Source organism: uncultured Roseobacter sp., assembly GCF_947501835.1.
In the GTDB taxonomy this organism is placed as follows: domain Bacteria; phylum Pseudomonadota; class Alphaproteobacteria; order Rhodobacterales; family Rhodobacteraceae; genus Roseobacter.
The window spans coordinates 1-21,959 of the sequence record NZ_CANMXR010000015.1 but is presented as its reverse complement, the minus strand read 5'-3'; the positions used below and the strand labels follow the sequence as shown (position 1 = coordinate 21,959).

General features: G+C 59.1%; 19 protein-coding genes and 1 riboswitch. Of the genes, 5 read left to right on the top strand and 14 right to left on the bottom strand.

Features of this window, described 5'->3' with window-relative positions:
* Position 1: 1 nt before the first annotated feature.
* The 6 genes from Q1A20_RS22545 to Q1A20_RS22520 all read right to left on the bottom strand — a co-directional run bounded on the left by Q1A20_RS22545 (position 2) and on the right by Q1A20_RS22520 (position 8,133).
* Entirely contained in the window at positions 2-925 is a 924-nt protein-coding gene (locus Q1A20_RS22545) for a dihydroneopterin aldolase (protein WP_299410453.1), read from the bottom strand.
* A 94-nt stretch (positions 926-1,019) separates the two neighbouring features.
* On the bottom strand, positions 1,020-1,598 hold the full coding sequence (locus tag Q1A20_RS22540; protein WP_298976613.1) for a cell wall hydrolase: 579 nt from the start codon (positions 1,596-1,598) through the stop codon (positions 1,020-1,022).
* Positions 1,599-1,811: 213 nt separating this feature from the next.
* Positions 1,812-4,379, bottom strand: coding sequence for a putative PEP-binding protein (locus Q1A20_RS22535; protein ID WP_299918855.1), 2,568 nt, complete (start codon positions 4,377-4,379; stop codon positions 1,812-1,814).
* A gap of 54 nt (positions 4,380-4,433) precedes the next feature.
* Positions 4,434-6,674, bottom strand: coding sequence for a glycine--tRNA ligase subunit beta (glyS, locus tag Q1A20_RS22530; RefSeq protein WP_299918852.1), 2,241 nt, complete (start codon positions 6,672-6,674; stop codon positions 4,434-4,436).
* Entirely contained in the window at positions 6,674-7,195 is a 522-nt protein-coding gene (locus Q1A20_RS22525; RefSeq protein WP_299918849.1) for a DUF6446 family protein, read from the bottom strand. The genes glyS and Q1A20_RS22525 overlap by 1 nt, the downstream gene beginning before the upstream one ends.
* Positions 7,192-8,133, bottom strand: coding sequence for a glycine--tRNA ligase subunit alpha (locus tag Q1A20_RS22520; protein ID WP_299918847.1), 942 nt, complete (start codon positions 8,131-8,133; stop codon positions 7,192-7,194). Before Q1A20_RS22520 ends, Q1A20_RS22525 begins: the two co-directional genes overlap by 4 nt.
* A 160-nt stretch (positions 8,134-8,293) precedes the next feature.
* Between Q1A20_RS22520 and Q1A20_RS22515 the strand changes: the two genes are divergently transcribed.
* Both Q1A20_RS22515 and Q1A20_RS22510 read left to right on the top strand, forming a co-directional pair.
* Entirely contained in the window at positions 8,294-10,087 is a 1,794-nt protein-coding gene (locus Q1A20_RS22515; protein WP_299410443.1) for a serine protease, read from the top strand.
* A 136-nt stretch (positions 10,088-10,223) separates the two neighbouring features.
* Positions 10,224-10,505 (top strand): hypothetical protein, encoded by a 282-nt coding sequence (locus tag Q1A20_RS22510; protein ID WP_298976623.1) that lies wholly within the window; start codon positions 10,224-10,226, stop codon positions 10,503-10,505.
* A gap of 7 nt (positions 10,506-10,512) precedes the next feature.
* On the opposite strand, the gene Q1A20_RS22505 is transcribed toward Q1A20_RS22510, so the two are convergent.
* The 5 genes from Q1A20_RS22505 to metZ all read right to left on the bottom strand — a co-directional run bounded on the left by Q1A20_RS22505 (position 10,513) and on the right by metZ (position 16,461).
* On the bottom strand, positions 10,513-12,096 hold the full coding sequence (locus tag Q1A20_RS22505; protein ID WP_299918846.1) for a thiamine pyrophosphate-binding protein: 1,584 nt from the start codon (positions 12,094-12,096) through the stop codon (positions 10,513-10,515).
* A gap of 1 nt (position 12,097) precedes the next feature.
* Entirely contained in the window at positions 12,098-13,546 is a 1,449-nt protein-coding gene (locus tag Q1A20_RS22500; RefSeq protein ID WP_299740653.1) for a TrkH family potassium uptake protein, read from the bottom strand.
* Positions 13,547-13,606: 60 nt separating this feature from the next.
* Positions 13,607-13,846, bottom strand: a complete 240-nt coding sequence (locus tag Q1A20_RS22495) for a hypothetical protein (protein WP_299410438.1) — start codon at positions 13,844-13,846, stop codon at positions 13,607-13,609.
* Positions 13,847-14,021: 175 nt separating this feature from the next.
* Positions 14,022-15,125, bottom strand: coding sequence for a GTP cyclohydrolase FolE2 (gene folE2, locus Q1A20_RS22490; protein WP_299410437.1), 1,104 nt, complete (start codon positions 15,123-15,125; stop codon positions 14,022-14,024).
* A 154-nt stretch (positions 15,126-15,279) separates the two neighbouring features.
* Positions 15,280-16,461: an O-succinylhomoserine sulfhydrylase gene (gene metZ / locus Q1A20_RS22485; protein WP_299918845.1), complete on the bottom strand. Its 1,182-nt coding sequence runs from the start codon at positions 16,459-16,461 to the stop codon at positions 15,280-15,282.
* 61 nt (positions 16,462-16,522) lie between these two features.
* A riboswitch (SAM riboswitch) is annotated at positions 16,523-16,599 on the bottom strand.
* Between the two features lie 116 nt (positions 16,600-16,715).
* Here metZ and Q1A20_RS22480 point away from each other — a divergent pair.
* From Q1A20_RS22480 to Q1A20_RS22470, 3 genes are all read left to right on the top strand, one after another.
* A complete protein-coding gene (locus Q1A20_RS22480) occupies positions 16,716-17,714 on the top strand; it encodes an alpha/beta hydrolase (protein WP_299918842.1) in 999 nt (332 codons plus the stop codon).
* On the top strand, positions 17,698-18,402 hold the full coding sequence (locus Q1A20_RS22475) for a glutathione S-transferase N-terminal domain-containing protein (RefSeq protein WP_299410432.1): 705 nt from the start codon (positions 17,698-17,700) through the stop codon (positions 18,400-18,402). The genes Q1A20_RS22480 and Q1A20_RS22475 overlap by 17 nt, the downstream gene beginning before the upstream one ends.
* 112 nt (positions 18,403-18,514) lie before the next feature.
* On the top strand, positions 18,515-19,240 hold the full coding sequence (locus Q1A20_RS22470) for a Crp/Fnr family transcriptional regulator (RefSeq protein WP_299410431.1): 726 nt from the start codon (positions 18,515-18,517) through the stop codon (positions 19,238-19,240).
* A gap of 50 nt (positions 19,241-19,290) precedes the next feature.
* On the opposite strand, the gene Q1A20_RS22465 is transcribed toward Q1A20_RS22470, so the two are convergent.
* The 3 genes from Q1A20_RS22465 to ftsY form a co-directional block, all read right to left on the bottom strand.
* Positions 19,291-19,905: an inner membrane-spanning protein YciB gene (locus tag Q1A20_RS22465; protein WP_299410429.1), complete on the bottom strand. Its 615-nt coding sequence runs from the start codon at positions 19,903-19,905 to the stop codon at positions 19,291-19,293.
* Positions 19,906-19,913: 8 nt separating this feature from the next.
* Positions 19,914-20,816, bottom strand: coding sequence for an EamA family transporter (locus Q1A20_RS22460; RefSeq protein ID WP_299410428.1), 903 nt, complete (start codon positions 20,814-20,816; stop codon positions 19,914-19,916).
* 46 nt (positions 20,817-20,862) lie between these two features.
* Positions 20,863-21,959: signal recognition particle-docking protein FtsY (ftsY, locus tag Q1A20_RS22455; RefSeq protein ID WP_299410426.1), on the bottom strand; the 1,097-nt coding region annotated here is incomplete at its 5' end.

Genomic DNA, 21,959 nt, shown 5'->3' with positions numbered 1-21,959 from the left:
CTCAGAGACTTGCGCCCTCAACCGACATCGCGCGCAACGGCACCGATGCAGACTGCGGTAAATCGGCGCCGATGACCAGCATTTCACTGGCCTCAAACGTGGCTGCAAACCAAGCGGCCAGGGCCACGGCATCGCGCGGCTGCGCCGATGGACCATCCACGGCATCCAGCACAATCTTGGACGGTGCCCAGACGCAGGACTGCCCGTTTTTCATGGCCCAGTCGAGCTCCGTGCGGGTATCGACGACAACGCAGCGGTCATCTTTCGATGCCAGCACCCATGCGTTTTGTTCGATGGCCAGCAGGTCAATTCGGCGTTGCGCCATCTTGTGATGCGTCTGGGGCGCATGCGTATCTGACGCCCCTACACAGAAAATCAGCGGCTTGCCGAATGCCTCCAACTGGTCAATCCACCCCTTGAGATGTGGTGACGCGATTGCCTCGTTGCTCAGATAGACCAGCTCAGGCTGAGGTGCTGGCTCTTCTTCGGGGCGGACGGGGGCAGTCTGTCCCCTTGCCCGCACAATCTCGACCCCCAGCGCGCCAGGACCACGATCCAGTTTCTCGATCCGCACAAAAGCGCGCATGGCCTGCGGCTCCAGCAGGATACGTTCCGCCACCCGTTCCGCCAGGGTTTCCAGCAGGTTCAACCGCTCATCCGAAAGCTCAAAAGCAATCGCCTCGGTCACCTTGTCGTAGCTGAGAATGCGGTCGACATCATCGTCGATAGGACCGGTCAGGGGTTGCACTTCAACAACAACGTTAAAGCAGATGCGCTGCGTCACACCGCGTTCCGCCTGAAAGGCGCCAATCTCAATTTCAACGATGTGATCGCGCAGGGAAATCCGGTCCAATGGCCCCGTGCCCGCGGTTGCCTCCGACCGTTCGGCAGGGTGCGCAAAGGCAAGTCTGATTTCGGAGCTCATGAGACAGGCTTTCTGTTGGTGTCGGGCAGCCGCCATCTTAGGCGACTGAAGCCCTTTAACAGCCTTCAGAACGGCGCGCCAAGACCTGAATGCGTCACTTGCCTGCTGTCTGCCAGGTGTGACGGTAAAAGATGTGATCCCCGATCGCAGCTGTCTTGGTGTAGACCTTGCTCCAGCGCGGCTTCACGGCCGTTGTGTGATAGTGCGTCGCCCCTTCGGTCAGCGCAGGCGCATCACCATCCAGCGCCGCCCGGGCGACCTTGGAAACGCGTTCGAATGCGCGCGGTTCACCGATGACTTCCTTATGACCGTCACATGTATAGGTGAACTGACACTGGTATTTTTTGCCGGTACCCTGATGGATCACGCCACAGGCAGACGCCGGAAAACGATCGGATTCAACGCGGTTGAGAATGACTTCGGCGACGGCAAACTGACCTTTAACGGTTTCGCCCCGTGCTTCGAAGTAGAGCGCTTCTGCAAGGCAGCGCCATTCATCGCCGCCCGCGGCGGATGGCTGCGCATCGATCCATGATTTTGAAAACTCCAATTCCACCTTGGCCTTCGAGGCCAGTGCCGTCTCTTGCATACGGCGCACCGTGACCTGTTCAAGGTCCGATTCGGTGTCTTTGGTCAGGTTGTCGCCCTGCCGGGCAAAACTTGGATCGGCCACAAAAAAGCCCAAAAACAACCCTATTGATAACGATAAAATCGCTTTGCAGATAACACGCACGACTGCGTCCCCCAGGTCTTTCCAATCGCCGTGCTCTACCTATAATAATGGTTGACGTAAAGTTTACGCCGGATCTCTTGGTTAACATCGGCGTGCAACCGCTCAACACGGCATCCTAGAAACCACAACATGTTGTGTTTGCTTTTGAAAAAACTACTGTATCTTGCTTGATATCGCAAGCTGTGCGGCAGCTAGTCGCGCCACCGGTACCCGGAAGGGAGAACAGGAAACATAATCAAATCCCGCGTCTCGGCAAAAGGCGATTGATTCGGGGTTACCCCCATGTTCACCACAAATGGACAGCGTCACATCTTTTTGCGCCGACCGCCCTCTTTCTGCCCCAAGTTTCAGCAACTCACCCACACCGTCGGTATCCAACACATGAAACGGGTCCTCGGGGAAAACACCCTGCTGGACATAATCCGACATGAACCGCCCCGCATCATCGCGCGACAATCCGTAAGCCATCTGGGTCAGGTCGTTGGTGCCAAAACTCAAGAAGGCACAATGCGGCGCGATATCAGCCGCCCGCAAGGCCGCACGCGGGGTCTCGACCATGACGCCAAGGCGGTAGTCAAAATCCTTGTCCCATTCCGTGCGCACGGCAGCGGCGACCGCATCAATGGATGTCTTCACAAGCTCCACTTCGCGCCGCGCCGACACCAGAGGGATCATGATCTCAGGCACAACCGGTGCGCCTTTTGCGCTGGCATCGATCGTTGCCTCAAAAATCGCGCGGGCCTGCATCTCGTAGATTTCCGGCACCGTCACACCCAGCCGCACACCGCGCAGGCCCAGCATCGGGTTGTACTCAGACATCGCCTCAATCCGCCGGGTCACATCAGACAAAGGCAGATCCAGCGCCTCGGCCAGTTCCCGCTGACCCGCGCGGTCCGTGGGCAGGAATTCATGCAGCGGCGGATCAAAGAGCCGAATGCACACCGGTTGCCCTTCCATGATCCGGAACAATTGCGTGAAATCGGTGCGCTGCATCGGCAGCAATCGTTCCAGAACAGCGCGTCGGTCTTGGGAGGTTTCCGCAAAGATCATCTCGCGCATGACGGTCAGACGTCCGGGTTCAAAGAACATGTGCTCGGTGCGGCAAAGCCCGATGCCTTGTGCGTTGAAATTGCGCGCGGTCTGCGCGTCTGCGGGCGTGTCGGCATTGGCGCGGATGCCAATATCGCAAAACTCGGTGGACCAATCCATCAGCTTCTGGAAACTCTGGTCCAGCGCCGCTTCACGCATCTTCGGCGCGCCCGCCAGGACTTCACCGCGCGTGCCATCAACCGTGATCACTTCGCCCGCGCTGAAAACGCGACCATCTTTGGTAACCAATTGTTTTTTGCTGCGGTTGAACCGCATATCCGACGCACCCACAACGCAGGGCAACCCAATGCCACGTCCGATGACCGCCGCATGGCTGGTGATGCCACCGCGTTCGGTCAGAACCGCTTGGGCCGCGTGCATGCCCCGGATGTCCTCTGGCGAGGTTTCCCGCCGTACAAGGATGCAGGGGTCTCCCCGCGCTGCACTGGCTTGGGCCTCGGCAGCGGTAAAGACGATCTGACCGGTTGCAGCCCCGGGGCTGGCCGCGATCCCGCATCCGATCACGTCACGCCGGGCGCCCGGATCGACCTGTCGGTGCAACAACTCCGAGAGCGTGCGCGGCTGGACGCGCATCAAAGCCTCCGCACGGGGAATGATCTTGTCTTCGGCCAGCTGTACCGCAATCCGAACTGACGCCTGACTGGACCGTGCCACCCGCACGCCATCGAGAATGTGCAAAGCGCCGTTTTCAATGGCAAATTCCACCTGCATCTCTTCGCGCAACTTGACCCGCATGAGCGCCGCGTGGCTTTTCAGCGCCTGAAATGCTTCGGGCGCCAATTCTTCCAAGGAGGGCCCGCGGGGATCACGGCCCAGATAGAGCGCCGCGGCATCGCCTTCGAGCGCGTCCCGCCCCTGGCTTTGGCTCAGGTATCGTCCGGTGATCTGGGGCAATCCGGTGTCGCTATCGACCAGTTGCAAAACGCCCGAGCCACACTGCCCCCGCCCCAACCCCAGCGCCATTTCCTGCACGACAAGACCCAGACCCGCATCCACAGGCGCGCCCTTGGCCTGCCGGAGCAGCCGTGCCGAGGTGCCGTCCCACGCGCGGGCCATCGACTTCAGGACGGCGGCCAGTTGCTCCGATGGATCCGCAGGGAAGGGCTCCTCCAACTCGGTTTCATAGGCCCGCAGAGCTTCGGACAGGCCTTCGCACCCTTCGCCGTTCACGTCCTCGAAAACATCCGGATCGAGACGCGCCACATCCACCGCATAGGACTGCACGAACCGCGTGTAGATCGCCCGCGCGGCATCTTGGCCCAGGCGTTCTTTCAGCGCGTCAAACCGCGCATCGTTCATACCAATGTTGAGCACCGCGCCCGGCCCGCCCCAATCGGGGTCCTCGGAGGAGGGGCGCACGCAGAGCAGGGCGCCGTCCGGAAACTGCGACACGATCGCTGGAATGTCGGGCAACTCGCCATTGGCAATGCGCTGCACCGCGGCAAATGACAGGGCCACCGTGCGTGGCACCGGCAGGTCCAGACGCACCAACCGCTGCAAACACTTGGCTCGACCACCATGGGTGTTGGTCGAGATCGGCGCTTGGGGCGTCACCAGCGTGGTGTTCGGATTATTCTGCACTGCGGCACCTAAATTGTTTGGGCGCAGCATAAGGTGTTAACCCGCGCTGACAAGGCTTAGAAAAACCGCCGGGTCAGGCCCGTTTTACCCTTCAATCCGCGTCAGATCGGCAACGGAGGAACAGAGGCGCGTGATCTGGCTCAGCAGGTTCAGACGGTTGCGCCGCACGGTGGCATTGTCCGCGTTGATCTTCACAGCCTCGAAAAACGCATCAATCGGCCCGCGCAACGTCGCCATCGCCGACATGGCGGTGGCGAAATCGAGGGCTGCCATGGCTGGTGTGATTTTTGCCTCCGCCGCCTCGAGGGCTGCAAAAAGCGCGCGTTCCTCGTCCGTCTCGGCGTATTTCACGTCGCCGCCGTAGGAATACTCAACCCCATCCGCGGCCTCGGCCTGCGTCAGGATGTTATTGGCGCGTTTGAAGCCTTGGATGAGGTTCTCCCCATCTTCAGTTTTGAGCGTGTCCGACAAGGCCCGCGCCCGCTTGACCAGCAGAGTTAAGTCGTCATTACCCTCCATCGCGATGCAGGCGTCGATGATATCGTGGCGGACACCCTGCTCGCGTAGATAGACTTTGAGACGATCATGGATGAATGCCATGAGATGAGCAGATACTTGACGTCCTAAAAGAACATGAGGCGAACTTTCCGTGGGGTTATCAAGTTCTAAGGCTTCGACAAAACTCTCTTCTCGTTCCTCTCTAAGATGAGCCAATGCCTCGTAAACGTCCGGGTCTACGGACTGGCGGATTAATTCATCGAGTTCGGAAAAGTCTTTCATCCGAAACATCCGGCCAATATGAGTAGGCAGTGCGTCGAATAAGATGTTTTCAAGCGACAATGAAAAAGCATTATCTAAAATCAGACGCAAAGTGCCCAGCGCTGCTCGACGTAAGGCAAATGGATCTTTGGAACCGGTTGGGAACTCGCGCCACAGCCAGAAACCAGTCAGCTTGTCGATCTTCTCCGCCAAAGCGACGGCCACGGAAACCGGCGCGGTCGGCACATCATCGGACGGACCGAGCGGGGCGTAGTGTTCCTGTGCGGCGGCGGCAATCGCCTCCGAATGGCCCGCGGCCTTGATGTAGTAGCGCCCCATGAGCCCCTGCAATTCGGGAAACTCATAGACCATTTCAGAACTGAGATCTGCCTTGGCAAGACGCGCGGCTTCTTCCGCTTCATCGGGATCGGCCCCAACCAAGGGTGCCAGCTCGCGAGATAGCGCGGCGATACGTTCAATCAGCTCGGCCTGAGTGCCCAATTTGTTGTGGAACGTCACGTTCTCAAGCGCTTTCAGCCAGACGCCCATGTCATTTTGCGCGACACGCAGGTCATTGTCCCAGAAGAATTTGGCATCGGCCAGACGGGCGGAGAGCACCTTTTCATTGCCTGCAAGGATGGTGGCGCCATTGTCCGCGGTTTCGGTATTCGCCACGGTGATGAACCGCTCAATACGGCCCGTCTTGGGGTTGCGCACGGAGAAAAACTTCTGATGCTCTTTCATCGAGGTTTGCAGCACTTCGGGGGGCAGTCCAAGGAAATCTTCACCGATCCGGCCCATCAAGACGACAGGCCATTCCACAAGACCGGCAACCTCGGCCAGCAGGCCCGTGTCCTCGACCACCTCCAGACCATTGGCAAAGGCCATATTGGTCGCATCGTGCCAGATCGCCTCGGCCCGTTCTTTGGGGTCGAGCACCACATGCGCGCGTTTGAGCTTGGCTGCATAGTCATCAAAGGAGGACACCGCGAAACGCCCTGCAGCAAGGAAACGGTGCCCCGTCGTGGTATCACCGGAGACGATGCCATCAACGTCCATGGGCACGATCTCGGCACCGGCTTCATCGCTTAAGATACACAGAATGGCGTGCAAGGGACGCACCCATCGCAGGGTGCCCGCCCCCCAGCGCATCGATTTGGGCCAAGGGAAATTCCGGATCGCAGCCTCAAGCACCTCCGCCACGATGTCCGCCGCCGGGCGGCCCGGTTTTTCGATCTTGGCAAAGAGCACCGGCCCTTTGGGGGTATCGTGTTCTTCGAGCTGCGCGCGTGTCAGTCCCGCACCGCGCAAAAACCCTTCGATGGCCTTTTCGGGCGCGTCCGCACGCGGTCCTTTGCGCTCTTCGACGGTGGTCGGGCTCGCAGCCAACACCCCCTCAACCGTCAAGGTCAGGCGGCGTGGCGTGGAAAACTCAGCAGCCGACGCATAGGTCAGACCCGCCTCCATCATCCCACTCGTGACCAGTTTCTTGAGATCTTCCGCGGCACGGCGCTGCATGCGCGCGGGGATTTCCTCGGAAAAGAGTTCAATCAACAGATCCGGCATTAGTTTTCATCCCGTCCCGGGCATTCCTCGCCCACAATCGTTCCGTCATAGGCTTTTTCGCCACAATCGTTGAGTTCGTGCCAGATGTAGCCGCGCCCCTCGTCGGTGATCACGACAATGCGGTCGACGCCGAAGGCCACGTTTTTCTGCCCCAGGAAAGGCAGGGCGCGACCTGTGGCAAGATCATCCGCGATGGCCGCTGCATCAAAACAGTCAAACCAACCCGGCGCATTGCGCGGCGTGGCGAATTCGAGACCGACGTAGGTCTCTGTGAGCATCGCAAGGCTCGACGGCGTCTCGAAACAGGCACGGAACCTGATGGGCGAACTGTCGGCATCAATCGCCTGAATACGCTCCGCGAGAATGGGTTCGGGCTGGTCTGAGGTCAGGGACACCAAGCGCACTTCAGGCAGGTCCGCCGTTGCATCCTCGTAGTAGCCGTAGATTTGCAGGTAATAGAGTGCAGCACCCGCAATCAGGGCGGAGATCAAAATGACGCTCCCAACGATCTTGCCATTCATGCAGCGTCATCCGATTGCCAGCCACCCGCCGTGGTCTGCACGAAAGCATCCGCGCAGGTTTTCGCCAGCGCCCGCACCCGGCCGATATAGGCCTGCCGTTCGGTGACGGAAATCACGCCCCGTGCGTCGAGCAGGTTAAAGATATGGCTCGCTTTGATGCACTGATCATAAGCGGGATGCACCATGATAATGCGTTTGCCGGTTTTCGGGTCGTCGTGCGGGGCATCGAGGATCTCACGACAGTGCGTTTCAGCCTCGTCAAAATGGCGCAGCAGCACGGCGGTATCGGCGGTGTCGAAATTCCAGCGCGCATATTCTTCTTCGGTCTGCTTGAAGATGTCCCCATAGGTCAGAGCAATGGTCGTTTGCGGGTCGTTGAACGGCATGTCCATCACGTGATCGACCCCCAGGATGTACATCGCCAGCCGTTCCAGCCCATAGGTCAGCTCGCCCGACACCGGGTGACAGTCATGCCCCCCCACCTGCTGGAAATAGGTGAACTGGCTGACTTCCATTCCGTCGCACCAAACCTCCCAGCCCAGCCCCCAGGCACCCAGCGTGGGGCTTTCCCAGTCGTCCTCGACAAATCGGATATCATGCAGTGCCATATCCACGCCGATGGCGGTGAGCGAGCCGAGATACAGGTCCTGCAGGTCCGGCGGGCTGGGTTTGATCAACACCTGAAACTGGTAGTAATGCTGCAACCGGTTGGGGTTTTCGCCATAGCGCCCATCGGTCGGACGACGCGAGGGCTGGACATAGGCGGCGGCCCAGGGCTGCGTGCCCAGCGAGCGCAGCGTCGTTGCCGGGTGAAAAGTCCCTGCGCCAACTTCCATGTCATAGGGCTGCAAAATCGCGCACCCCTTGCGCGCCCAATAGGTCTGGAGCCTCAGGATAATCTCCTGAAACGATTTCGGCGTTTGGTCGGTGTCGGACATGAAAGGCGGCCTCGGCTGGTCTTGCGCGCCTTACCTACGTGTGTGTGCTGGAAGCGTCAATTGCAGGTAACGCGATAATTCAGGCCAATGCCATATGGCCAACACGCGCAATTCCTGATTAATTGAGCCGGATTTGAAACGGTCCGGGGTTGGCATAGAAATGGTGCGGTTATTTGTGGTTTTTGTGGCTCTTTTTGCCAGTGTTGCGCAGCTTGCGCGGGCTCAGTCTTCCGATCAGGTTGTCTGGGTCCAGATCGAGGCACAGCCGAACCTTCAAGACGGTCTGAGACGGGCGCAGGATTACGCCCGCACCCTTTCGGATGTGAACGGGTTTTCGCTGGGCAGCGGGTGGTACGGGATCGTTCTGGGCCCTTATACAGCTGCCGACGCGGAACAGCTGTTGCGGGTCTACCGAAATGACGGGTTGATCCCGCGCGACAGCTACATTGCCTTCAGTGCAAACCTGGGGCGCCAGTTCTTTCCAGCCGGTGCCGATCTTCTGCGGCGGGGTGCGCTGACGGTGCAGCCCACGCCGCAGGAAACGATCACCCTACCGGATGATACGCCAGATAGTACCGCAGCGCTTGTTGTGCCGGAGCAGCCTACGCTGCCATCAGAGCCCATCGCCGCACCCGATGAAACGCCCGCAGAGGCACGCCGCAACGAGCGGAACCTTTCAGCAGAAGAGCGGCGCGACATTCAGACGGCTCTGCAATGGGCCGGTTTCTACACCTCGACAATTGATGGTGCGTTCGGACGCGGGACGCGCAATTCGATGTCGGCCTGGCAAGCAGCAAATGGATTTGAAGCAACCGGGATTTTGACGACACAACAACGCGCGGCACTTTTCCAGAGCTACAACGCCGTGCTTGAAGGGCTGGATCTGCGACCTGTCGCTGACACCAAAACCGGCATCGAAGTGAAAATGCCCACGGCCAAGGTGGCCCTGGACGGCTATGAGGCGCCGTTTGCGCGGTTCAACGCGACGGATGGCAGCGCAGCCCGCGTTCTGCTGATCAGCCAGGAAGGCGATACCAATACGTTGGCCAGCCTCTATCAGATCATGCAGACCCTTGAGATCGTGCCGTTGGAAGGGGAGCGCAGCCTGTCACGCACCAGCTTTACCTTGACGGGCCGCAATGCCGAGATTGTCAGCGAGACACGTGCCAGCCTCGAAGCGGGTCAGATCAAGGGCTTCACATTGATTTGGCCTGCGGGCGACGAAGAGCGCCGCACACGGGTTCTGGCGGAAATGCAGGACAGCTTCCTGCGGTTGCCCGGCGTACTGGACCCCTCAGAAGGTATCGCGCAGCAACAACAAGTCGATTTGGTCGCCGGGTTGCAGATCCGCACGCCGCGCGTCTCACGGTCCGGGTTTTTCGTGGATGGCGCAGGATCGGTGGTCACCACATCCGATGCGGTGCAAAGCTGTACGCGCATTACATTGGACGAGGAATTTGAAGCGGAACTGGACACGCTGGATCCCGAGCTTGGGATCGCGATCCTGAAACCCTCGCAAAGCCTGGCCCCGCAACAAAGCGCGCGTTTCAGCCCGGTGCCGCCACGGCTGCAATCTGATGTCGCCGTGGCAGGCTATTCCTATGAGGGCATTCTGGATGCACCCACCATGACATTCGGCACCCTCTCGGATGTTCGCGGGCTCCAGGGTGAACCAGATCTGAGCCGCCTGGCACTCAGCAGCCTGCCGGGGGACGCCGGTGGGCCGGTCTTTGACGACAACGGCCATGTGCTTGGCATGTTGCTGCCGCGCGGCGGCGGTGAACGGCGCCTGCCAAAGGAGGTCACCTTTGCGCTGGCGGGCTCCGCCATCACCCAGGTGATGGAGAACGCGGGCCTGGTTCCAGACAGCGGCATTGGCACCGATCAGCTTGCCCCGGAGGACATTACCCAACGGGCTCTGGCAATGACCGTATTGGTCAGTTGCTGGGAATAAGCACAAAACCGTCTCAAATTCGCCCTAAAGAATCGGCCTACTCACCCCAGCCGTTTGCGATGCGTTAATCCCCAACTGTCATCTTCTGCTTGCGTGGGGGCGCATCGTACTTCGGTACGAACATGGAGTGAGTGGGATGCTTAAACACTTTATGGCGCTGGCCCTTGGGACAGCGCTCGCGCTGCCGGCTGCCGCCGAAGGTTTCAATTCTGGCAAGGCAAAACTATCGTTGGTCGAATATACGTCGCCAATGCTGCCGCCAAATAACTATCGTGGCCAATGGTGGACGTCACCTGACAACTGCCAATACTCTCGCGCGGGTCGCCCGGGCGAGACCGTCTGGTACCTCATCGTGAACACCGCACATTCGAAATGCGCGGCGCGCCTTATTCAGCGTGCCTATTCGGATTACCAGTGACCTGCGGTTAACGAGTGAGGTCCGGCGTGATGTAAATCAACGTCGGGCCTTTTGATGCAAAGGCAGTTGTCACGGCGTTCTGCAATGCCGCGAGACTTTTGGGCGCGATAGCTTTTGCGCCAAAGGCTTCCGCCAGTTTGCAGAAATCCGGGTTACGCGCGATCACCGCATTGGGCGCAATTTGTGCGCGAACCATACTGTCTTCGATTTCCTTTAGCTTGCCGTTGTCCCACAGGATGATCGGCAGGCTAAGGTCCAATTCGACGGCAACGCCCAATTCCTGCATGGTATAGTGAAATCCGTAATCTCCGATGATCGCCATCGTGGGCTGACCTGGGCGTGCCACGGCACCGCCAATGGCCGCAGGCGTCGCATACCCAAGCGTGCCAAAGCCGGTTGGGTGATGCCAATGGCCGGGGCGATCCATGTCCCAGATGATTTTAGCGGTATAGGCGATTTGCGTCATATCCGAATAGATCATCGTATCGGCGGGCACGGCATCGCGCAGCGCATCGCAGACCTCGCCGATGCCCGGGTACATCGCGTCCACCTCTGCACGGCCACGCGCGCGGGCGTCCGATACCTCCCGAACCTGCCAATCCGTTGCGGCCTGATGTCCGTCCAATGCCACCTCCACGGCGGCAAACCATGCGGTGGCATCGGCCAGATGTTTGTCATCGCCCGCACGTGCCCGGCTCAAAACAGCCGGATCCAGATTGACGTGAATGGCTGGCGCCTGATGCCCCAGCTCGCTGCGGTAGTGGTCCACTTCCGCAAGATCAGTGCCGACGCAGATCACCAGATCGGCCTTTCGCAACTCCTCCACGCAGGATGTCGTGCCCAACATCGACCCAAAACAGAGCGGATCCTGCACACCGGCGATGCCGCTGCCCGCATAGGTGACGTAAGAGGCCGCCGCGAGCTTCGCCAAGACCACCCGCGCGTGTGGCGTGGCGCCAATAGCCCCACCTCCCAAAACAAAGAGCGGCCGCCTCGCCTGTTTCAATTTGTCCACAGCCGAAGCGACATCAACCGCGTCCACACCCATCCGGCGGACGGCATTTTTGACCTGAGGGGCGGGATCCGCCAGCGCCTCCAGCTGCGCAATGGGTACCTGAATGTGCTTGGGCAAGGGGCTTTGCGTCTGAAACTCGGTAAAGGCGCGATTGACCAACCCGTAGGCCGCCGTTGCCGAGCGGGCCTCTTCTGACCAATCGCAAACGGTATCGGCGGCGGCGCGCTGATCTTTCATCTGATGGAGCTGACCTTTGACGGCGGCAATTTCATCCAGACAAGAGGACATCACCAGCATGGGCACCGAATCCGAATAGGCCTGCCCCATCGGCGTCATGATGTTGCACAGCCCTGGGCCGGTGATCACATAGGCCACGCCGGGCTTGCCGGTTGCCCGCGCATAGCCATCCGCCATGAAACCCGCCCCCTGCTCGTGGCGGGCCAGAACATGCCGGATCCCTGCTTCCTCGATCCCGCGGTACATTTCCTGATTGTGCACGCCCGGAATGCCAAAGATGACGTCGACGCCCTTGTCTTTCAACATATGCGATATCTGCGCGCCTAAGGGTCTTCGCATCTTAATCTCTCCAAAATTTCACGGTGAGGATGGCGTAGACCGCCAAGAGCTCGAGCCGGCCCAACAGCATGCCGGCAGAGAGGAGCCATTTTGCCGTGTCGTTGAGACCGGAAAAGTTGCCCGCGGGTCCGATTTCCGCACCAAGCCCCGGCCCCACGTTGGAGAGCGCGGTCGCAGCACCAGAAAGCGAGGTGATGAAGTCCAATCCGGTCAGGCTGAGCGCAACCGCCATCAGACCCAGAGTCACGATGAAAAACATGAAGAATGAAATCACCGAACTTAGCACGTCCTCACTGACGGGGCGCCGGTCGTAACGCACCACGAAGACCCCATTCGGGGACCTGATCCGGCGCAGCTGCATCTTGATCGAGGCAAAGAGCAGCTGGTAGCGGAAGATCTTGATGGAACAGGTGGTCGAGCCCGCACAGCCGCCGATCAGACCGATGAAAAAGAACATGGAGATCAGCATCGGGCCCCATTGCATGTAATCTGCCGAGGCATAACCGGTGCCGGTCATGATGGAGGTGACGTTGAACAGGGCTTCGCGGATCGACCGGCCCCATTCCAGCGGAAAAATCTGGATCAAAGCGATCGACATGATCACGACAATGGCCAGAAGGGTGAGAACGAAAACCCGCACCTGACTGTCGCGCCAAAGCGGCTGATGCTGACCGTTGATCAATTGCACGTAGCGCACAAAGGGCAAGGCGGCGAGGATCATGAAGAGGGTGGCGGCGATCTCGATGTTGCCTTTGAAAGCGCCAAAAGATTCGTCGTAATTCGCAAAACCACCCGTGGATATGGTCGTCAAGGCATGTACGGTGGCGTCAAATGCGTTCATGCCGAGTGCCAGATAGCTCAGCGCACAGACCATCGTCAGCCCAAGATAGATGCTGGAGATCTGGCTGGCGATTTGCCCTGCGCGGGGCAGGATTTTCCCCATGGTGTCGAACCCTTCGGAGCGGAAGATCTGCATCCCGCCCACCCGAAGTTCGGGCAAAAACACCATTGCGACAACAATGATACCGATGCCGCCCAGCCATTGCAGGATACCCCGCCAGAGCAGCAGCCCCTTGGGCAGGTCCTGAAGGCCTGAAAAAACCGTTGATCCGGTGGTGGTCAGGCCGGACATGGCCTCAAAAAATGCGTCGACAAACTCTGCTTCGGTGTCGCCGAACATGAACGGCAAGGCACCGAACAACGGCAGTGCCACCCAGACACCAGTGGTTAGCAGGAAGGTCTGCTGGATGGTCAGGCCTTCCTTGACGCCATTGGCGCAGGCCAGCGAAATCAACCCGCCCGACAGGATCGTTATCAGCGCTGATTGAATGAATACCGGCCAATGGCCGCGCCCTTCGGCAATGTCGACCAACATGGGCAGCAGCATCGCCACCCCCAGCACGGCCACCAGCAGGCCAATCACATATCCAACAGGGCGCAGGTCCAACATGCGCGCAGGGTTGGCCGCGCGCCGCGTCGGTGTCAAGCGGGTGCGCTCACCCGGAGGCGATCAAACGTAATAGAGGTCGCGGAAAACGTGGTGAACGATTTCTTCGCGCTTGATGTTCAGTGCTGCAAGCTCTTCGTCAGATTTGGCCTGAAGCGCCTGAACCATCTGAGCTCGCGCATTATAGCTGCTCGATACCATCAGTGCGGTACCAATCGATGCAAAGAAGCTGCGCAGCGCGCCGAACACGGTATGCAGGGAACGACCCAGGCCGTTGTCGATATGAGTGGAGTGATAAGCCATTGGAGATCCTTACGTATTTTTAAATCTCCTCCCGTGCTTTTCTATATAGGCGATTGTGCCATGTATGAGAATTGCAACATCTGCATAGCCGCTATCGCCTTCTGCGGCAGCGCAGAAAAAACGCGCCCTGCACCGGGGCGCGTTCGAAGCTGTGAAGCTGTGAAGCTGTGAGCGGTTAACCGACGTGGAACAGCGTGTTGAACAGTTTCGGGTCCAGACTTTCCGACGCGAAGGTCTCCCCTTCCAGCAACACGCTGACCGCATCGTGGCTGTGCAGGCTTTCCTGATGGCTGGCGATGATCCGAAAGTCACCGATCCGCACATCCGCCTGCAGTTGCTCGCAGAAAAGACGTGCTGCGTCTTCGACAAAAATCGGGTTTGCGGCGTTCAGTTCTGCAAAGGCCTGCTCGTCTTCGCGCTTCACCATCACCTGCGTTTCGGTTGGCACCGCCCGACGGCAGGCCTCGATCAGGTCCTCGAACCACAGACATCCGGCATCATTGTCAATCTCCACCGACACCCGCGCAACCGATCGCTGCGAATGGGGCGTGGCCAATTGACCGCGTGTCGCGCGCGCATGTTCCGACAGCTCCAGCGAGCAAGGACATGTTGAGGAGTAAACATAGTCAAGGTGCATGATTTTCTTGCGCACACCGCCCTGTTCGACCAATTCCAGAGCGATATCGTAATACTGATATCCCGACAGTCCGGAGCGCAGGCTGTCCACTTTCATCGGAAAGCTGAACCGCATCTGAATGCGCGCGTCAAAGCTTTCAAGGTCAGTGATGTAATCATCCAGCGCCGCCTCGATCACACCAAAGCTGAATGTGGCCTCGGCATGCTTGTAGAATGACCGCATGATGCGGGACATGTTGATGCCCTTCTTGTCCGCCTCAAGGCTGACAGAGCCGGTTACCGATGTCTCCAGCGTCAGATCCCCATTGTCACGGGTCCGAAACCGGATTGGCAGGCGAAAGTTTGAAATGCCCACGTGTTGTATCTGTTGTTTCGCGCCGCGGATCAGGCTGGATGGCCCATTCTGCAAATCCGGAAGGGTACTTTTATACCCTTCGTCCGTCTCAAATCCGTCAGGGTATTCACGTGAAAACGCCGGATAACTCACCGCATCGCTGCCAGGAACCAAACGGGCAACCGACGGGTCCAATTCCAGGATTTCCGTCGTGGTGGCGCCTTTCGCCCAGTTTCGCAAAAGCGCCAGGGCCGCTTCAGCCTCTTCCCGATCTGGTGTTGCATCAAGGATGGGTGTGTGGATGTTCATCGCTATGTCCCTCATGACGTCGTACGTTTAACAGATAGGGCGTCGTCGCCCTCTGACCAACTCTCCTCACAGATACGTCAAGCTGCTCCATCAGGATCAGTATTGGATGCAAAAAGCTGACAAGGGGAAAAAACAGCGCGCGGCGTCATTTTTGTCAAGCGTGCTCCAGCGCCTGCAAAATATCCTCCACCAGATCAACGGCATCCTCAATGCCGACACTGATCCGCACCAGGCCATCGGTGATGCCCAACGCGTCCTTTTGATCCTGCGGCAAACGTTGATGCGTGGTCGTGGCCGGATGCGTCATGATGGTTTTTGCGTCCCCCAGATTGTTGGAGATCACGCCAACCTCAATGGCGTTGAGGAACCGGAAGGCGGCCGCCTTGCCGCCTTTGAGGTCCACGGACAGCACGGTCCCGCCCTCACCCATCTGGCGTTGCACCAGCGCGTTTTGCGGGTGATTGACATGCCCGGGATAAATCACTTGTGCCGGCTTGGGGTGGTTCTGCAGCGCCTCCGCGATGGCTGTGGCATTGGCCGTTTGTGCGCGCACACGCAGATCCAGTGTCTCCAACCCTTTCAGCATCACCCAGGCCGTGAAGGGGCTCATGGAGCCGCCGGTGTGCTTCATGTAAGGCTCCACGGTCTTGCGGATAAAATCGCGCGTCCCGAGAATGACACCGCCCAGCGCGCGGCCCTGACCGTCGATGTGCTTGGTAGCGGAATAGATCACCACGTCGGCGCCTTGCGCCAGAGCATTCGACCAGACGGGTGTCGCAAAAACATTATCTACCAATACTTTAGCGCCTTTGGCGTGGGCAAGTTGCGACACCGCCGCGATGTCGATCACCTGCAACGTCGGGTTGGAAATGGATTCGAAAAAGACCGCTGCGGTATCATCGCGAATGGCAGCCTCCCAGGCGGCCAGATCGGTGCCGTCGACGAATGTCACCTCAACACCGAAGCGGGTCAGCACCTCTTCGAGCACGTAAAGACAGGACCCAAACAGCGCCCGGGCAGAGACCACGTGATCGCCCGCTTTGAGCATGGAGGTCAGCGCCCCGGAGACCGCTGCCATGCCGGAGGCCGTGGCGAATGCGTCCTCTGCGCCTTCAAGCGCCGCGATCCGCTCCTCGAACATCGACACCGTCGGGTTGCCGTAGCGCGCGTAGATAAACTCATCTGGTCCCGCTTCGATAAACCGGGCCTCGGCGTCCTCCGCCGTTTCATAGACGAAGCCCTGTGTCAGGAAAATAGCCTCGGAAACTTCACCATATTGGCTGCGACGCGTCCCGGCATGGATGGCCTTGGTGCGCGGTTTCAGATCACGTGTCATTCTTCTCACTCTCCAGCCCGAATGGGCACAAAAAAACCCCAGACGCGGTCAACGCGACGGGGTTTCCTCATCGGTGACCTTTTAGCGGAATGTTTAACGTGGCCCGCAATCCGGTAACAAATCGCCACGCGCATCCGGTTAAGACAAAGGCTGTTGCAGGTCAACACCGTCACGGTGCTGTAACACTAATTTCATGCCGCTGTCGTATGTCTTTGAGATATCGCAACCACAATATCTTGTAGAAGGGGCGCAGAATGCCATTGCTTAGGATCAATGCGACCTCTGATGGGTTGCAGATGCATGGCACCTCGACGACGACGGATAGCGCGCTCGGCGATCAACAGGGCGGCGCCGGCCCGATCATCATCATGATCCACGGGTATAAATATGATCCGAACGATCCAACCCATTGCCCTCACAAGAAAATATTTAACTGCGACACCACAAGCTGGCCTGAGCGGCTGGGCTTCTCCAACACGCCTTCGCAGGTGGGGTTGGGCATCGCTTTTGGCTGGTATGCGCGGGGCGCTTTGTGGCAGGCGCATCGCCGGGCTGCGAAACTGGGCAGGGAACTGGCGTCGCTGGTCACGCGCCTGCGCAAAAATGCGCCACACCGCCCGGTTCACGTGATTGCACATTCTCTGGGATCGGAAATCGCGCTGTCGGCGCTGGGGCATCTCAGACCGCATGATCTTGGCCGGATCGTGCTTCTGACCGGAGCGAGTTTTGCCAGCAAGGCGCAGGACATGTTGCGAGCACCGGCGGGCACCACCACCGAAGTTTTCAACGTGACCAGCCGGGAAAATGATCTCTTTGACCTCGCCTTTGAACACATGGTGGCCGCCCCGGAACTGCGCGACCGCGCCATCGGCCAGGGGATCGACGCCCCAAATGCCATCAACCTGCAATTGGATTGCGATGCGACCCTGAGGGCACTGGCGCAATTGGGGTTGCCCATTGCCCCTCCGGCGCGCCGCGTTTGCCATTGGTCGACCTACACCCGCCCCGGCGTGATGGCGCTCTATGCCCGGCTGCTGCGCGACCCTGAAAGCCTGCCGCAAGCCTATCTTGCGGATATCTTACCTGGGCACGCGGCCCCACGCTGGTCACGGTTCAAAGTACCCTTGCCAAGACCAACCTATAGCCTCGGGCCAGCGATCACCCTGCCCGTCACCCCCCTTGCCCTGAAGTTGAAAAACCGCATCATGACGGCAACCTCAGCGCAAAGGAAAGACAATGAGCACGCCTATTGATCTCTATTTCTGGCCTACACCCAATGGCTGGAAAATCTCCATCGCGCTGGAAGAAATGGCGCTGCCGTACCAGACCCATCTGATCAATATCGGCGCCGGAGACCAATTCGCGCCTGAGTTTCTCAAAATTGCGCCCAACAATCGCATGCCGGCCATTGTGGATCATGACGGACCGGACAACGCGCCGGTCTCAATCTTCGAATCCGGCGCAATCCTGCAATACCTCGCGCGGAAAACCGGAAAGTTTGGCGGCACAACCGAACGGGAACAGATCGCGGTCAGCGAATGGTTGATGTGGCAGATGGGCGGGCTTGGCCCGATGGCGGGGCAAGCGCACCACTTCCTGAAATACGCCCCCTTCATGGAGCCGCCCAACGATATCCCCTATGCCAAGGATCGCTACCGGGCGGAGACCGCGCGGCTTTACGGTGTGTTGGACCGGCGATTGGCCGAGAACGAATACGTCGCGGGTGATTTCTATTCGATCGCAGATATGTCGATCTGGGGCTGGGCCTCCCTTTGGGAAGGACAGCAACAGACGCTGGACGACAATCCCAATATGGCGCGTTGGTTGGAAACGATGGTCGCGCGCCCGGGTGTTCAGGCAGGGCGCGCGTTACATGCGGAAAAGCGCGCAGACTTTCGAAAAGACAAGGATGCGCAGGACCAACTCTTCAAAAAGGCCTGAGGTGTCACGACACTCTCATGCAGTTTTAATACCCTACGTCTCGATTTTCTTTGCATAACACGTTTTTTTCGTCAAAAATTTGCGAATAATTTCTTTTGGGTAGTAAGTCCGAATGTTCGAAGACGTTTTTACTCCGGCAAATCTGGTTTATCTTGCGGGTGCATTCTACGTCGCAGGTCTTGCGATCACCAACCAGATCATTCTGCGCCTGTTCATTCTGGGCGGCACCGGCGTCTACCTGATCTACTATTCCACCATCGCCGAGCACCCACTTTGGGAAGCGATTTACGTCAGCCTGCTGATCGGTTTGGCCAATGTCGGCGGTCTGACCAGCCTGATCGCACGAAACTCCAGGCTCGCCATTCCGGCCGCCCATGCGGACATATACTTTGATTTCCCAAACCTGCCGCCGGGGGATTTTCGCGCGCTGATGAAACTTGCAAAGCGCTCCACCGTCACCGATGACCGACAGATTACCGTCGAAGGAGAAGCAGGAGAGAAGCTCTATTATGTGATCAGCGGCTCGACCCTGGTGCGCAAGGGCGATCAAGCCTTCATCCTGGCGCCAAACCTGTTTTTGGGGGAGATCGCCTTTCTGATCGGCGCGCCCAGTTCTGCCTCAGCCTGGCTTGAGGAAGGTGCCGAGGTACTGGAATGGCGCTTTGACGACTTACGCCGGAAATGTGCCCGGAACACGCGTTTCAAACTAGCTCTGGAGGCGGCGATCTCTGCGGATCTGGCGCATAAGGTTGCGCATTCGATGGGGCGCGACGCGGTGCGGGTCGATAATATCCCAAAGCCGATGATCGATGCGTTGGAAACCGTGCCAAAGAATTGAAGCGTTTCGCTCCAAACCTGACGCAAAGCTCAAGTTAAAGGCGAAACGTGCTAGGTGTCGCTGTCGGTCTCATCGGTGATCAGATAGGGCTGCAGCGCCGTAAACTGCCACATCAGGAATGCCATCAGCGCCACCGGGAACCCAAAGGTTTCGATCTTGACCCAGGCATCGGTTGACATGGTGCGCCAGACGATCTCATTGGCCACGGCAAGCCCGGCGAAGGCGGCACAGAGCCTGCGCGTCAGGATCATCCATCCCTCGTCGCGCATCGGCATCATCTCGTTCATCACATAGGCGAGGTAGGATTGCCCGCGCATCAGCCCAATGCCCAAAAGCACGGCAAAAAGACCATAGACGATGCTGGTCTTCATCTTGAAAAACCGCTCGTCATTGAACCAGGCGGTCAGGCCGCCGAAGAAAATCACCATGAAGGCGGTAAAGACCTGCATGCGGCTGAGCTGCCCGGTCAGGCGCCACAAGATGCCCATGGCCACCAGCAGGATCGGGACAAAAACAAGGGCCGCCACGATGAAGCCGGTGTATTCGGTGCCACCGATGACAAAGGTATCTTCCTTGATCCGCAAATAGATCAGGAAAAACAGGATCGTCGGGCCCAGTTCGAGCACCTGTTTTACAATCGGGTTGATCGGTTTCACGTCTGACATTCTCTTTCCTATCCGCCCATTTCAACTATCACAGCGCCCAGCGCAATCAATGCCATCAATGCAATGCGTCTTGGTCCTACGGTTTCTTTCAGAAACAGCCAGCCGATGATGGCGGCGAAAACGGTGGAGGTTTCGCGCAGCACCGCGGCCTCCCCCACTTTGTCGAGCCGGGTGGCCATCATCACCGCGCCAAAACTGAACGGGGCCACCAGCCCGCCCACAAACCCGCGCATCATCAGCGGCCCGAGGGTCGGACGGTTCGGCATCCGCAGCCAGCGCGCCCCCGCCACGAGTGGCATAAAGAACCCGTCGATCATGAAAAACCACGCCAGAAAGGTGAAAGGATTGGCCGTGGCGCGGATGCCGTAGGCGTCATAGGTGGTGTAAAGTGCCACAAAGAGCCCCGTGAGCACGGCCAGGCCCAGGGCCGCATGCAACGTGTCTCGTTCTGACACCAGAAAGATCATGTTGTAGATCGCCAGACCAAAGATGCCCGCAAGCAGGACGGCGATGCCAATCCATTGCGTGCCGGTAAAGGTTTCATCAAAGATCAGATAGGCACCGATGACCGTAAACAGCGGCCCCGTCCCGCGCACGACCGGGTAGACCACCGTATAGGCACCTTTTGTATAGGCCCAGGCCTGCAGCAGCTTGTAGACCACGTGGATCAGCCAGACCGCTGCAAAGATCGGCCACATATGCGGTTCCGGAAAGGGCACCACAAAGAATACGAAGGGCATGGCCATCGCCATGTAGCAAAAGTCGATGGCACCGCGCGTCAGCCAGGGGTCATGACGCCCTTTTTGTAGGGCCCCAAAGACCGCGTGCAAAAACGCTGCCATCACGGCGAGAAACAGAGCCAGCTGGTGCCCGGTTGGCGTGCCTTCGATGGAAACAAGCCATTCGGTCACTGGCGTGCGCAGCGTTTTTCATCTGCCATCCGGGCCGCGCTGGAAATCATCCGCGCTCAAGCCCCATCAAGGCATCGGCGAATTCCTCGGGGTCAAAGGCATCCAGATCGTCAATCTGTTCACCAACCCCGATGGCGTGGATCGGCAGGCCAAATTTATCCGCAAGGGCGACCAGCACGCCCCCCTTTGCGGTGCCATCCAGCTTGGTCATGACGAGACCGGAGACATCCGAGATGTCGCGGAATACCTTGACCTGATTGAGCGCGTTCTGGCCCGTGGTCGCATCCAGCACCAGCAGCGTGTTGTGCGGCGCGCTGTCGTCCTTCTTGCGGATCACACGCACGATCTTGGCAAGCTCTTCCATCAGATCGGAGCGGTTTTGCAGACGTCCCGCGGTATCGATCAACAGCAGGTCCGCCCCATCTGCCTGCGCCTGGGTCATCGCATCAAAGGCGAGGCTTGCCGGGTCGGAGCCTTCAGGCGCGGTCAGGACGGGCACGCCGGCACGCTCCCCCCAGACCTGTAATTGTTCAACGGCGGCAGCGCGGAAGGTATCGCCTGCAGCGATCACGACCTTCTTGCCCGCTGCGCGGAACTGGCTGGCCAATTTGCCGATGGTTGTGGTTTTGCCGGAGCCGTTCACGCCGACGACCAGCACCACCTGCGGCGTGCGCGGATAAAGCGGCAGGGGTTTGGCAACCGGATCCATGATGCGTGCGATCTCCGCGGACATCAGTTCCTTGATCTCCTGTACCGATAATTTGCGGCCCAGCCGACCCTCCGCCATGTTCGCAACCACCCTGAGCGCGGTATCGACGCCCATATCGGCGGTGATCAACAGTTCCTCCAGTTGTTCGAGCATGTCATCGTCCAGGGTCCTGCGGACAACGGATTTTGCGCTCGACCGCCCCAGCAAACGGCCAAGGATACCGGGTTTTTCCGGTGTCGCCTCGGCCTCGTCGTCGACAAGCGCCTGGGCGACCGGCACCGGGCTGCGCGGCAATGACACGCGCGCTTCGTCGGTTGTTTCCGTCGGCGCGGGCGGCGCATCAGCCGCGTCCAGCACCTCTGGCTCTGGCTCTGGCTCTGGCTCTGGCTCTGGCTCTGGCTCTGGCTCTGGCTCTGGCTCTGGCTCTGGCTCTG